Below are 13,842 nucleotides of genomic sequence, written 5' to 3' on the forward strand. Positions count from 1 at the left end.
CACGAGACGCTCGTCTTGCTCGCAGAGGCCAGACGCATGTAGAGCAACCAGAGCACGAGCAAGGCCAGCATCATACATGCCATTCGACCGACGCGCCGGACCGTCTACTTTGCGAAGCTGCGCCGGCGTAGCGCCCCCACGAGCAGCACTGCATGTGGCATGTATACATTGCACGGCCGCCCCCTCGCCAGGGGGAGCACGCATTCTCCGCAAGACGTTCCATGAGACCGCTGGCCCGTTTTGCTGCCATTACCCGTGGCACAGGCGAACGGCCATATGAATGACGCAACAAATCCCGCATCGCTCACGTCTCATAAAGCCCTATCAGACGGGGAGCATTTCCCGGCCGGCCAGCTGGAAAGCGCCTGCTCGGCAACGGCCTCCAACATGTCGCGGCTAAAGCCCGCTTTAGCTTGCACAGCCATGCCATGAAGAACGGCCATCAGGAAAGCCGCAAGTGCATCGGACTTTGCCGTTGCCGCCAAGTCGCCTTCCGTTTTCGCCCGTTCGAAACGCTCGCGGATCTGGATTTCCGCGGCCGCCCGGGCCTCGATGAGCGCTTGTCGTACGGGCTCCGCTTCATCTGATCCCGCAAGGACCCCGTTGATACCAAGGCAGCCCGGATGCTCGGGATAGCGCGTATTGAGTTCTGCCGCTGCATACAGGATATGCGCGGCGACTTCGCGCGCGGTTGGCAACTGAAGCGCTTCGGGCAGATAGTGCAGATATCGCTCATAGTAGCGTGTGAGCGAACGGCGAAAGAGCGCTTCCTTGTTGCCGAAGGCGGAATAGAGGGCAGGCCTTTCGACGCCGGTCGCCTCCGTCAGATCGGTGTAGGAAGCCCCTTCGTAGCCCTTGCGCCAGAACACGCAAAGCGCAGCATCAAGCGCTTTCTCCACGTCAAATTCCCGATGACGTCCCATCCCGCGCACTCTGCCCTTCCATAACGATCATTATTAAACCACTTGACAGCCAGCGTCCACATTTCATACCAATCGTTATCGTAATGATCGTTACATAATTGGACGCGTTGTCGCGAGACCTTCAGCTGGGACGGGAGTGGTTTTCATGTCGAACATTTTGAAGGGCAAAGTTGCCCTTGTGACTGGAGGATCGCGTGGGCTCGGCGCAGCTACCGCGGAGGCGCTTGCGGCACAAGGCGCGGACATTGCGATCAGCTACGTCGCGTCGGCCGAGAAGGCTGACGCTGTTGTTGAAACGCTGAAGGCAAAGGGTGTCCGGGCGCTTGCCATTCAAAGCGATCAGGCCGACATGGCCGCGGCCAAGCCATTGATCGACAAGGTTGTCGCACAATTCGGCAAGCTCGACATCCTCGTCGCCAATGCGGCCATCGCGGTTCAAGGCAAGACAATCGATGACCCTGAGCTCGATACCATCAATCTTGATCGCCAATGGCAGATCAATGTTCTCGGCACCGTGGCGGTAACACGCGCAGCAGCCCAGAAACTGTCAGATGGCGGTCGCATCATTTTCATCGGCTCCGGACTTGGCAGTCGCGTCCCATTTGCAGGCGTCGCGGATTATGCGGGCACCAAAGCAGCTGTCGCCGGATACGCCAGAGGCGTCCAGCGCGATCTTGGCGCGCGCAATATCACCGTCAATGTCGTCCAGCCCGGCATCATGCCGACCGACATGGCATCGGCTGTTGCTGACAAATTGCCGGACGCCATCATGGATCTTCACGCAATCCGCCGGATCGCAACCCTGGACGAGGTGGCGGCAGCGGTTTGTTTCCTTGCTGGTCCGGATGCCGGTTATACCAGCGGCAGCATTCTTGAAATTTCTGGCGGCTTTCAGGTCTGAGCATCGACGACCGGAACGCTCGCTTCCGAATCCGCCGATGGTAGACTGCTCTTCCGGCGCGCTTAAGGGACGCTCTCACCTCGTGAGGGTTTCTTCGGCTGTGTGGGAGCCGACCAGAATCTCAGCGGCGCAAGCGCTCACACCACTGCTCAGCGAGGCCAATCGAGCGCAATGGAAGCCGTACGCCTTCCATGTGGATCGTCCGGCAGCCACGGCGCGCAAACCATTGGAAAGCTTTAGCAAGGATTGGGGTGAAAGCGCGTCAAGGACGTTGTCGCGGCGAAGCTGCTATGAAGGATATTCCCTGATTCTTCATGTTGACGCTGATGATCCCCACTGCCCTCGAAATCCTTAAGACTGTCTACGGCTATGATGCGTTCAGGGGGCCACAGGCACGCATCGTCGAACATGTCATCAGCGGCAACAATGCCTTCGTGCTGATGCCGACGGGCGGCGGCAAGTCCCTTTGCTACCAGATCCCCGCCATCGCAAGACCAGGTATGGGCCTCGTCGTGTCGCCACTTCTGGCCCTGATGGCAGACCAGGTCGCGGCCTTGCGGCAAGCGGGGGTGAGGGCAGCTGCCCTCAACTCGGATCTGATGCCCGATGAGCGACGTGCACTCTGGCGCGACATTCACAGCGGCGGCCTCGACCTGCTGTACGTCGCGCCGGAGACGCTGCTTCGTCAGGATGTCCTGGAGCGGCTTGGCCAAGCGCGGCTGGCGCTGATCGCCATCGACGAGGCACACTGCCTGTCGCAATGGGGACATGACTTCCGCCCCTCCTATCGCCAACTTGATCTCCTTATCCGGCAGTTTCCCGACACGCCGCGGATGGCGCTGACGGCGACTGCCGACGAGCCGACGCGCGCGGAGATACTCTCCCATCTCGAGATCGCGGAAGCTGACGCCTTTATTGCCGGTTTCGACCGCCCCAATATCCGCTACGCCATCGCGGAGAAGGATAACCCGCGCGCGCAGCTGAAGACTTTTCTCAGGCGCCACGAGGGCGAAAGCGGCATCGTCTACTGTCTGTCGAAACGGAAGACGGAAGAAACCGCGGCCTGGCTGCGTGACCAAGGATATAATGCGCTCACCTATCACGCCGGCATGGAGAAGGCCGCGCGGGAGGCCAACCAGACGCGCTTTCAGCACGATGAAGCGGTCGTCATGGTCGCGACGATCGCCTTCGGTATGGGGATCGACAAGCCGGATGTGCGCTTCGTCGCCCATGTCGATTTGCCGGGCAGCATCGAGGCCTATTATCAGGAGACGGGTCGGGCCGGCCGTGATGGCCTGCCGTCTGAAACCCTCATGCTTTACGGCTACGAAGATATCGCGCTGCGCAGCCGCTTTATCGAGGAATCGGAAGCACCTGACCAGCGCAAGCGCATGGAGCGCCAAAAACTCGATGCACTGCTTGGGCTTGCGGAGACCGCGCGCTGTCGCCGACAAGTGCTTTTGTCCTATTTCGGCGAGCATGGCGCGCCATGCGGGAACTGCGATACCTGCACCGAACCGCCAAAGCTGTTCGATGGCACGATAGCCGCGCAGAAGGCCCTGTCATGCATCTATCGCACGGGCGAGCGCTTCGGGCAGGCCTATATTATCGAGGTGTTGCTCGGTGCCGTAAATGACCGCATCGCGCAGTTCGGGCACGATCGCATCTCCACCTTCGGTATTGGCACCGAGCACGACAGCCGCACCTGGCGAGCGATCCTACGCCAGTTGATCGCGCTACGCTTCGTCGATGTCGATCTCGCTGGTCATGGCGGCCTGTCTATCGGGTCCGCAGGCCGCGACTTTCTGCGGGACAAGCCGACTCTCATGCTTCGTGAACCGGGCGCTCCCCGCCCCAAACGTGATAAACTCGCGCGGGGCATCAAACCCTCGGTTGCCATTCGCGCAGGGGATGATGATCTCTTTCAGGCGCTTCGGAAGAAGCGCATGGAACTAGCACGCGCCCAGAACGTGCCTCCCTACGTAATTTTCCACGACAGGACGTTGGTCGAACTGGCGGCAGCACGTCCCACGTCTCTGGTAGAGATGGCTGATGTGCCCGGCATCGGCGAGGCCAAGCTCGAACGCTACGGCTCCGCCTTTCTCCAGGTCCTGGCAGACCACATCTAGGCGGAGATTCCGGCGAACGCATGGGAAGCGTTGCGACACCGGGCAACCAAATATTGCACGGGTGCGGAAATGCAATTCCCGCACCCGTACTGCGATGGTCGAGCAACTACCAACGAAGACTATTCGTTTGCGAATGGTCTCCACCGGGACGTGAGATCGCCGCGAGGGTCTCGCCAACGCCCGAGATGCTGTTGCTGGTCGCGATATCGCCAAGCGAAAGAATGCCGACGAGCCGCTTTGCCCGGTCCACTACTGGAATGCGGCGGATCTGCTGATCGGCAAGGTTGTGGCAAACCTCCTCCGTATCTTCGTCGTCGAAGCAGTATCTGATATCGCGCGTCATGACCTCCCCCACAGGCGTGGAGGGATCCATGCCCTGCGCCACGGCCCGCACAGCAATGTCACGGTCCGATAGCATGCCCACGAGCCGGTCGTTGTCACCGACGGGCACGATACCCGCATCAATCTCCGCCATGATGCGGGCTGCTTGCTGGATGGTATCTTCGGGACTGGCGACACGAACGTCACGTGTCATCACTTCGCTCACTTTCATGATCGTCACTCCTGTGTTGGAAGTGTTGTGATCCCGCACTCCTAACGACACCAGCACTCAGATGTTCCGATGGGCTCGTTGCCGCAAGCGTCCCCCGCTGACCATCACCTTGAGCGACACCCTATGAGCTCGGCTGTACCCGTAAGCCTCCGCGGAACGACCAAATTCGATAAAAATAAATCCGTATCAAAAAGTACGTCGAACTAGGAGACGACGCGAAGCACTGATAACCTATTTTAAAATCTATAAATTTTGAAATGGGGAACCTTCCGATGACCGATAGCACCCGGCGAGAGCCAACCCGCCGCTCCGTTCTTCTGGCGGGAACCGCCGCGGTTCTGGCACCGACACTCGCGCCTGACCGTTCGAGCGCGGCAGGCACTCCGCTTTTGATGAGCATCAATGTTGAGCCGAGCACATTGCTCGCGGCCTTCAACACGACCGCCGAAGTGGCCGTCATTTCCGGCAAGATGACCGAGGGGCTGCTCACCTATGATTTCAATCTCAAGCCGCAGCCGCAGTTGGCCACCTCTTGGGAGGTCGCACCCGACGGGTTGACCATCTCCTTCAAACTCCGCGACGGTGTGAAATGGCATGATGGCAAACCCTTCACCTCCGCTGACGTTGCCTATTCCATAATGGAGATTCTAAAAAAGCATCATCCGCGTGGACGCGGCGTATTTGCCAAGGTCACGGCGGTAGAAACCCCAGATCCTCTGACAGCGATCTTGAAGCTGAGCGAGCCCGCGCCCGCGTTGATGTATGCCCTAGCCGCATGGGAATCGCCCATGGTGCCCAAGCATGTCTATGATGGCACCGATGTCCTCAAGAACCCTGCCAACAATGCTCCGATCGGGACTGGACCATTCAAGTTTGTGGAATGGCAGCGTGGCAGCCACATTACTCTGGAGAAGAACCCAGCTTATTGGGAAACCGGAAAGCCGCTCCTCGACAAGATCATCGTGCGCTTCTACGCCGAGCCAAGCGCGCGCGTCGCCGCGTTCGAAGTTGGGGAACTGCATCTCGGCGGAGAGGGACCGGTGCCGCTGAACGAGGTAAAGCGTTTCCAGGACAATGCAAAGTTCAAGGTGGAGATGCGTGGCATCGAGCTGACGAATAACAATGATGTCTTGGAACTCAACCTCCGCAACCCGCACCTCGCAAAACTGCCGGTCCGCCAGGCGTTGATGCACGCCATAGACCGCGATGCGATGCGAAAAACCGTGTGGTACGGACTGGCCGAGGAACTCACGGGCCCGATCCCCAAAACGCTCCCGCATTTCTATTCCGCCGATGTGCCATCCTATCCATATGATATCGCAAAGGCAGAGGCTCTCCTCGATGAGGCTGGCTATCCGAAGGGCGCTGATGGAACTCGCTTCAAGTTGACGCTCGTTTGGCCCAATATCGGCGATACCTACGGGCGCGCCGGTCAGTTCTTGCGGCAACAGCTTCGCAAGGTCGGCATTGAACTCGACCTCAAACCTGGTGACGTCCCGTCCGTCATAAGACGAGTCTACACCGATTATGACTTCGATATTTTGATCCTTCCTTGCACGGTCGCAGCAGACCCTTCAATCGGACTTCAACGTTTCTATCATTCGGCCGCGATCAAGCAAGGCACGCCTTTTGTTAACGCATCCGGCTATCATAATCCTGAAATGGACGAGATTTTATCAAAAGCGTCCGTCGAGCTCGACCCCACCAAACGAGCGACACTGTTCAAGCGTTTTCAGCAGATCGCAATGACGGATCTTCCCATTTTGCCCCTCGCCCGACCGATATACGTCGCCATTGCCAACGCGAAGGTGGACAATTTCGTTACCGGGCCCGACGGGGTTCGAAGTGGCTACGCGACGCTGAGCCTGACTTGACGCGACGTCGTTCAGCTGAGGATATCCCATGGGCTATATGAATAGGGCGCGATGCGCAGCGAGCCTCAAAGCAGAAGGCATTGACGCCCTCGTTGTCGTGCAACCTGAGAACTTCCGCTACGTGACAGGAAGCCATCCGGGGTTTCTATCATCCTGGAGACGGGCGGGAACCCAGATGGCACTGGTGGACGCCGATGTGGATCGCCCCGTATCTGTTGTGGTCGCTGACGCGCTCGAAGGCGCTTTCCGGCATATGGGGGCAGAGAACGTTCGAATTCACCCGGTTTGGATCGATTTCCGTCGGCTCGAACCCGGCGGCAGGAATAGGTCGATACCCGACTGCATCGAGGGTGCCAAGAACACTGGGGGAATACGTCCCAGTACATATGACTTGGACCTTGCCCTTCAACAATTGCGAGAATTGATTCAAGCAGGCGGCTTAGGTCGCTCGAGGCTCGGCATCGAGATGGATTTTATTCCGGCCAACGATCTTGCCGCATTCAAATTGGCTCTGCCGACCGTCGAATTCGTCGATAGCTCCGCTCTTCTGAAACGACTTCAGTTGGTCAAATCACCGGTGGAGATCTCGATCCTGCGTGCGGCCTGCGAGCTCACCGAACTCGGAATTGCGCACACGGTGGAAGCCATCGAGCCCGGTCTCTGCGCACGTGACCTATCGGTGATTTTCCAGTCGGCGCTTCTCAGTGAAGTACGTCGGCAAGGTATCCAGGACTTCGACTCGTCATGGGCAGCTTTTTGCTGCGGCCCCAATGCCAGCGGGCGTGGAAATACGACCGACCCGCTCGAACTCGGTCATGCCATTAAGCTCGATTGCGGTTGTTCAATGTCAGGTTATATTTCCGACGTCGCGCGCACCTTTTTCCTGGGCCAAGCATCACCCTCTCAACGTGATCTTTACAAGGTCATCCTTGAGGCTTGGGAAGCCGGGTTTCAGCAATTTTTCCCCGGGAATCCGATATCGAAAATTTACGAGGCCGTGCAAACATCGATTCATAAGGCCGGCTTCACAGGCTTTCATCGTGGTCATTACGGGCACAGCATAGGCGCGTCCGTCTGGAACGAAGAATGGCCTTATATAGCGGCGAATGAGCATATGCCACTCGAGGAAGGCATGGTATTCGCTTTCGAGGTTCCGATGTATATCGATGGAATCGGAGCCTTGACGATTGAAGATCATATCGTCGTCTCAGACAGCGGGGCATATTCGATGAATAAACTTCCTCGAGAGATCCAAGAAATATACGTATCGAACTAGGGCGCTGATGGTGGAAGGAAAAGTGAGTTGATGCCGCCCCTCCGCACCATTCTTCCCCTTCTGCTCGTTGCCTTCCCGGCGCAAGCGCATGAGACGGATGCGCGGCGCTCGCAATACGTCGTCGAGTGCAGAGCAGAGTTTGCGCCATCCACCAGCCACGCCCGTCTCGTCAAGCTATACGGCGCGAAGAACGTTACTTTCGCAGGCGTGAATCGCCCCGAAGGTGAGATCGTCAAAGCCACCGTGCTTTTCGCGAAAGACGCAAGTCGGCGGCTTGAGATCGAGTGGCATGACGAGAAGAAACGACGTCTTCCGAGTGTAATAACCGTCTTCGGTGAGCAGAACAAATGGACCGGCCCGCTCGGCATCAAGAATGGCATGGCAATCCAGGATATCGAGCAACGCGCTGGCAGGCCATTCAAGATCAACGGCTTCGGCTTCGACGTCGCGGGCGCCGGGCACTTCGATGAAACGAAGCTGGAAAAGCTGCCGGGCGGCTGCTTCTTCAACGCCTATTTCGACATCGAAGGGGGACTACCGCCCCAGCATCTTGAGCGCTTTGTCGGCGATGTCGAGATAAGCTCTGACGATCCTGATCTTCTGACACTCAAGCCGAAGTTGTGGATTTACACGCTGACCTATCCCCCACCCTCGACAGATTGAAAGCCTTTTGACAGGCCCGCTCAGACCAGCACCGCTGTCCGCCAGGCGCCGGAGCTGATGGCGCAAGCGGCTTGTTCGCGCAACATCCCCTCAAAGATCTTGATCGCCTGCGTCAGAGGCCGCTCTTTTGACGAGGCAAGCATCCACTCGATGTCAAAGCCCGTGATCGGCGCCGCGGAGACTTTTCCGGCCACCAAGTGGTCGTGAAGGCCGCAATAGGAATAGACACTATAACCGAGCCCCTGCGAGACGAGATCGAGCGCGATCGTCGCGTTGATTTCAGCGCGAATGTTTAAGACGACGTCCTGTGCCGATGCGGCTTTCTCCAGAGCAACACGCAGGCTGGCAGGCCGTGAAAGACCAACGATCCTCAGCTCGGCCAGGGAGCGCAACTCAACAGCCCGATCAAGGGACAAGCCAGCCGACGGCGGCCCGACCAAAAACATTTGTTCCTTGAGGAGTGGTCGGCTTTCCAACGCCGATGCGGGCTCGTGGATTGAAAGAAGGCCGAGGTCCAGTTCGCCACGGAGAAGCTTGTCGCGCACGAGAGCCGAGGTGTCCTCCACAAAACGGAAGAAGACACCGGGGTAATCCTGCATGAAGCGCGCTATGGCGGGTTTGCTCAGCAAGGTCCGCATGGAGCGGGGAATACCGACGTGCAGCGCACCTGTGGGCCAATCGCGCCGATCTATGATCTCCTCACGCATGTTGGCGATGTGGCGTAAGAGAAAGTCCACGCGCTCGTAGAGCAGTCGCCCCACCTCGGTCAGGTGAACACCCCGGGCGTGTCGTTCCAGAAGCTTGGCGCCCAGCTCCTCTTCCAGCAGCATGATTTGCCGACTGAGAGCCGATTGGGAGATGCGAATACGGTTCGCCGCGCGGCTAAAGCCGCCGGTTTCGGCAACTTCCCGGAAATACTCTAGCTGGCGCACATCCACAGTGACCTACCTATCGATTTTCGGCATGGCTTCAATATGACTTATCTGCTTGTTCTATTCAATACCGGCTCCTAGCCTGTCTGGATCGGCGAAGTGCAAACCACCCGCAGCCCTCATTGAAGGGTGGACGGTGTTGCAACTGAACGCAGGCGGGAGTGGGAATGAATTCGGATCTGACGACGCTCACGGCCACCGAACTCGTCAGCGGCTATCGCAAGCGGGATTTTTCGCCTACGGAAGTTGTCAGGCAGACTCTTGAGACCATCGATGCCCTCAATCCGGCGCTGAATGCTTTCGCTTTCCTTGACCCTGAAGGTGCGCAGGCATCGGCCAAAGCCTCCGAGCAGCGCTGGATGCGAGGCGAGCCAGCCGGGCCGATCGACGGCGTGCCAACCACGCTCAAGGATCTCGCCGCCGTGAAGGGTTGGCCACGCTATCTTGGTTCACGGACAACGCCAGCCTCACCGTCGCCCGACAGTTTCGACGGTCCGGCGGCCGCGCGCCTGCGGGAGGCCGGCGGAGTTTTTCTCGGCAAGACAACGCAACCTGAATTCGCCTGGAAGGGGCTGACCGACAGTCCCCGTTTCGGCATCACGCGCAACCCCTGGAACCTGGAGCGCACACCGGGCGGCAGCAGTGGCGGCGCCGCCGCCGGGGTTGCTGCCTATATGGGGGCGCTCGCGCTGGGTACCGACGGCTCAGGCTCCGTGCGCATTCCAGCGGCGTTTTGTGGTTTGGCGGGGCTGAAGCCAACCTACGGCATCATTCCACAGCACCCCCGCGCCACCCACATGGGTGACATCGTGCATACCGGTCCCATCGCGCGGACCGTGTCCGACGTCGCGCTGATGGCGCAGGTCATGTCGGGTCCGGATCATCGTGACTGGACAAGCCCGCCGCATGGGATCCGCTGCTTCGATGACCTGACGCCCGCGCTGGCCGGACTTCGAGTTGCCTTCAGCCCCACTCTCGGCTTTGCGGCGGTCGACCCCGCAGTTGCCCGCATTATCCGCGACGCGGTCAACAGGCTCGCCGATGTCGGGGCGATCATCGAGGAGGTCGATCCCGGCTTCGAGGACGCCCGTGACATGATCGACATGATCTACAAGGCCGGAGCCGCGCGCACCGCCTTTGCCATGTCCGAGGATGCGCGCAGGGCCATGGACCCGAAATATCTCGCTTTTGCCACGTCAGGTCTCGGCATCACGGCCGATGACTATGTGGGGATCGGCATGATGAAACGCGACGCGCTCAATGCGCGCATGGTCGAGTTTCACGAAACCTATGATCTCCTCATCACGCCGCAGCTCGGGTTGACGGCGCCCCCCGCCGACGAGGAGCTTTTTCCACCCTTCTATACGCATTGGTTCGATTGGGCGCCCTTCTGCTACCCCTTCAACCTGACCCAGCAGCCAGCAGCGACCGTGCCATGTGGCGTGGCCACGGACGGTCTGCCTGTCGCCCTCCAGATCGTCGGCCCGAAATTTGCTGACCAGCGCGTGCTGAACGCGGCACTGGCGGCTGAGCAGGCAATCGGCTTTAAGCCGTTGAGCAAAGATTTGGTCTTTAAGCACTGTGCCAACTTCCTAGAGGGGAATAAGAACCATGCGCATGCCTAAGTACCTCAAGACGCTTGCATGCCTCGCGGCTGCCGGCCTGCTCGCCTCCGTGAGCGCGTCGAAGGCCGCGACCTATGACATCATCGTGGGCGCGGGCCACCCGAATACACAGACCTTCGTGAAGTTGCTCGAAACCGTCTTCATTCCCGAAGTCAACAAGGCGATGAAGGAAGCGGGCAAGGGCGACACCATCAACTGGACAACCGGCTTCGGCGGCACGATCGTCAAGTTCGAGAGCCTGCTGGAGGGCGCGCAGACCGGTCTCGTCGATATCGTCGTCTCGCCAAACGTGATCCGCCCAAGCGAACTCCCGCTCAACATGTTCACCTATATGGCGCCCTTCGGCTCCGATGACGTCAAGCAGACGGTCGAGATCGTCCGGGCGATCTATGACAAGTTCCCGGCAGTTAAACAGCAGTGGGCACGCTTCGGCCAGCAGCCCATCGCGCATTACGTCTATGCCAGCCACAATATCATCGGGACCTTCCCGATCGAGAAGTTCGACGACGTGAAGGGCAAGAAGATCGGCGCGGCCGGCGTGGTCGGCAACTTCTTTGGCGGCACCGGCGCCACCGCCGTGAACGGCAACTTCACGACCTACTACAACGACCTGCAGAACGGCGTCTACAACGGCGCCACGGGCCCGGCAGCCGGGATGCAGCAAGCTAAGCTTCAGGAAGTCGCCAAACACCTCAACGTCGTCAATTTCGGCACCCAGTATGTCGTGGCGCTCTCGATGAATACGGCGAAGATGGACAGCTTGCCCCCATATGTGCAGGACATCATCCGCAAGGCTGCCCTGAAATACGAGGAGGCGCTCGCCAACCTCGAGGTCGCCGAGGCTGCTGCCGCTGTCGAGACGATGAAGGCGGCCGGCGTGACAGTCCATGTTCTCCCGCAGGAAGAGCGCGCGAAATGGGCGGCCGCCTTGCCGGACCTCGCTGGCGATTGGGTGAAGCGCCTCGAGAGCCAAGGCATGCCCGGCCGTGAAGTGCTCGTCTTCTACATGGACGAGCTGCGCAAGCGCGGCGCCAAGCCGGCACGCGATTGGGACGCGGCCTATCGCTGAGCACGAGGCGGGAGCGGGCATCATGTCGACTGACGGTCGTGAGGCAACGGCAGCATCTGAGGCCGGGATTGTCGAGCGCATCTTTGCCGGAGGCGTGCTCGCCCTCGGTTCCCTGGGCACCATCCTCATCCTCGTGCTCGCGGGCCTCATCATCGCCGACGTGATCGGCCGCGAGATTTTCGGGCATGCCGTACCCGGCGTGCCCGAGCTGGTCGCCATGTCGATGGTCTCGATTGTTTTCCTGCAGCTCGGTTACGCTGTGCGCGCCGAGCGGCTGACGCGCAATGGCTCCTTCATCGACAAGCTTTGCCAGACGCGCCCGATGATCGGACATGGCCTCGAGGCGATCTTCTCGCTGGCGGGTGCCGTGGTTTTCGCACTCATCGTCGCGACGACGATGCGCTATTTCCTGTTTGCCTGGACGAGCAATCAGTATTTCGGCGGTGTCGCCGGGTTCTTCGTGCCGGTCTGGCCTGTCAAGGCTGTCACGATCATCGGCAGCGCGGTGATCTCCATCCAGTTCATCTTGCGATTTTGGCGCCACGTCGGTCTGGCGCGCGATGGTGGAGCCCGTCAATGACGCTCGGCGTGATGGTCGCATTGATCTCCATCGTGCTCATGGTGGGGCTGATCTACATCGGCATGCATGTCGGCATAGCCCTGGTCGTGCTGTCCTTCGTCAGCGTCTGGATCATGCGGGGCAATTTCGATGTGGCCTCGAACCTGCTCGCGCTCTCCGTCGCCGACAGCATCGCGGACTACAATTTCGGCGTGATACCGCTGTTCGTCTTCATGGGGTTCGTCGTCAGTGCCGCGAACTACGGGCGGGACCTGTTCGATGTGACGAACTGGATGTTTCGCCGTCTGAAGGGCGGCCTCGGAATCTCGACCGTCGCTGCGAATGCGGGTTTTGCGGCGATCACCGGTGTGTCGATCGCCTCGGCGTCGGTCTTCACGCGCATCGCCGTGCCGGAAATGCTGCGTTTCGGCTACAATCCGCGGCTGGCTGTCGGCATCGTAGCGGGTAGCTCGGTGCTCGGCATGCTGATCCCGCCCAGCGTGTTGATGATCCTCTACGGCATCCTCACGGATGTTTCGATCGGCAAGATGTTCATTGCCGGCATAGTCCCCGGCATCGTGCTCGCTTGCGCTTTCGCGCTTGGCATCATGGCGGCGGTGCATCTCAAGCCGGAACTGATCGCGAAAACCGAAGCGGACGCGCAGGACAGCCTGACAGCCGGCGAGGCCGCCATCAAGATTGCTCCCGTTGTGGCCATGGTCGGTCTCGTCATGGGCGGCATCTATGGCGGCTATTTCACAGCGACCGAGGCGGCGGGCGTCGGCGCCGGCTTGTCGCTGATCCTCGCGGTCGCCATGCGGCGCCTGACCTGGCAAGCCTTCTGGCGTCTTCTGGTCGACAGCGCGACGGTGACCTCAACGATCTGCTTCCTCCTGATCGCCGCGAGCCTCTATTCACGCATGCTGGCCTTCTCCGGGGTGCCGAACTTCTTCGCCAGCTGGATCGCAAGCTCCGGTTTCGGCTTTTACACGGTCCTCCTGATCTTCATCGCGGCACTGCTCGTCCTGGGCGCGATCCTCGACTCCACCTCGATCATGTTGATCACCGTGCCGATCATGTTCCCCATTCTCATGAACTTCGGCGCCGATCCGATCTGGATAGGCATCGTGATCATCGTGGCGGTGGAGATCGGCATCATCACCCCGCCGGTGGGAATCGCGGCTTTTGTGGTGCATGACACGCTGGGACGGAAAGACATCTCATTGTCGGACGTGTTCATCGGGGTTTTCCCCTTCGTGCTCGTCATGACCTTCGTGCTCGCCCTGCTCGTCATCTTCCCGCAGCTCTCGCTGATGCTTCTCTGAGCGGCGAACCGAT

At 59.7% G+C, this 13,842-nt stretch carries 12 protein-coding genes; 9 read left to right on the forward strand and 3 right to left on the reverse strand.

Going from position 1 to position 13,842, the window contains the following annotated elements:
- Positions 1 to 311: 311 nt before the first annotated feature.
- A complete protein-coding gene (locus tag KIO76_RS21620; RefSeq protein WP_213325664.1) occupies positions 312 to 923 on the reverse strand; it encodes a TetR/AcrR family transcriptional regulator in 612 nt (203 codons plus the stop codon).
- Positions 924 to 1,068: 145 nt separating this feature from the next.
- Here KIO76_RS21620 and KIO76_RS21625 point away from each other — a divergent pair, with 145 nt between their 5' ends.
- A complete protein-coding gene (locus KIO76_RS21625; RefSeq protein WP_213325665.1) occupies positions 1,069 to 1,824 on the forward strand; it encodes an SDR family NAD(P)-dependent oxidoreductase in 756 nt (251 codons plus the stop codon).
- Between the two features lie 326 nt (positions 1,825 to 2,150).
- A complete protein-coding gene (gene recQ / locus KIO76_RS21630; RefSeq protein ID WP_213327059.1) occupies positions 2,151 to 3,953 on the forward strand; it encodes a DNA helicase RecQ in 1,803 nt (600 codons plus the stop codon).
- Positions 3,954 to 4,059: 106 nt separating this feature from the next.
- Here the strand turns inward: recQ and KIO76_RS21635 are convergent, their stop codons facing one another.
- The gene (locus KIO76_RS21635) at positions 4,060 to 4,506 is read right to left on the reverse strand and encodes a CBS domain-containing protein (RefSeq protein WP_213325666.1); all 447 of its coding nucleotides are present in this window, start codon (positions 4,504 to 4,506) and stop codon (positions 4,060 to 4,062) included.
- Positions 4,507 to 4,898: 392 nt separating this feature from the next.
- Between KIO76_RS21635 and KIO76_RS21640 the strand changes: the two genes are divergently transcribed.
- The 3 genes from KIO76_RS21640 to KIO76_RS21650 are packed head-to-tail and all read left to right on the forward strand — an operon-like array spanning position 4,899 to position 8,319.
- Entirely contained in the window at positions 4,899 to 6,380 is a 1,482-nt protein-coding gene (locus KIO76_RS21640; RefSeq protein ID WP_213325667.1) for an ABC transporter substrate-binding protein, read from the forward strand.
- Positions 6,381 to 6,408: 28 nt separating this feature from the next.
- Positions 6,409 to 7,656 (forward strand): M24 family metallopeptidase, encoded by a 1,248-nt coding sequence (locus tag KIO76_RS21645; RefSeq protein ID WP_213325668.1) that lies wholly within the window; start codon positions 6,409 to 6,411, stop codon positions 7,654 to 7,656.
- Positions 7,657 to 7,683: 27 nt separating this feature from the next.
- Entirely contained in the window at positions 7,684 to 8,319 is a 636-nt protein-coding gene (locus tag KIO76_RS21650; RefSeq protein ID WP_213325669.1) for a hypothetical protein, read from the forward strand.
- Between the two features lie 20 nt (positions 8,320 to 8,339).
- Here the strand turns inward: KIO76_RS21650 and KIO76_RS21655 are convergent, their stop codons facing one another.
- Positions 8,340 to 9,251: a LysR family transcriptional regulator gene (locus KIO76_RS21655; protein ID WP_213325670.1), complete on the reverse strand. Its 912-nt coding sequence runs from the start codon at positions 9,249 to 9,251 to the stop codon at positions 8,340 to 8,342.
- 167 nt (positions 9,252 to 9,418) lie between these two features.
- On the opposite strand from KIO76_RS21655, the gene KIO76_RS21660 reads away from it, so the two are divergent.
- From KIO76_RS21660 to KIO76_RS21675, 4 genes are read left to right on the forward strand one after another with little or no spacing between them, the layout of a single operon-like run.
- A complete protein-coding gene (locus KIO76_RS21660; RefSeq protein ID WP_213325671.1) occupies positions 9,419 to 10,876 on the forward strand; it encodes an amidase in 1,458 nt (485 codons plus the stop codon).
- On the forward strand, positions 10,863 to 11,945 hold the full coding sequence (locus KIO76_RS21665) for a C4-dicarboxylate TRAP transporter substrate-binding protein (RefSeq protein ID WP_213325672.1): 1,083 nt from the start codon (positions 10,863 to 10,865) through the stop codon (positions 11,943 to 11,945). Before KIO76_RS21660 ends, KIO76_RS21665 begins: the two co-directional genes overlap by 14 nt.
- Before the next feature lie 22 nt (positions 11,946 to 11,967).
- The gene (locus KIO76_RS21670; protein ID WP_213325673.1) at positions 11,968 to 12,525 is read left to right on the forward strand and encodes a TRAP transporter small permease subunit; all 558 of its coding nucleotides are present in this window, start codon (positions 11,968 to 11,970) and stop codon (positions 12,523 to 12,525) included.
- Positions 12,522 to 13,829 (forward strand): TRAP transporter large permease, encoded by a 1,308-nt coding sequence (locus KIO76_RS21675; RefSeq protein ID WP_213325674.1) that lies wholly within the window; start codon positions 12,522 to 12,524, stop codon positions 13,827 to 13,829. The genes KIO76_RS21670 and KIO76_RS21675 overlap by 4 nt, the downstream gene beginning before the upstream one ends.
- Positions 13,830 to 13,842 lie beyond the last annotated feature (13 nt).

This window comes from Chelatococcus sp. YT9, assembly GCF_018398315.1.
In the GTDB taxonomy this organism is placed as follows: Bacteria; Pseudomonadota; Alphaproteobacteria; order Rhizobiales; family Beijerinckiaceae; genus Chelatococcus.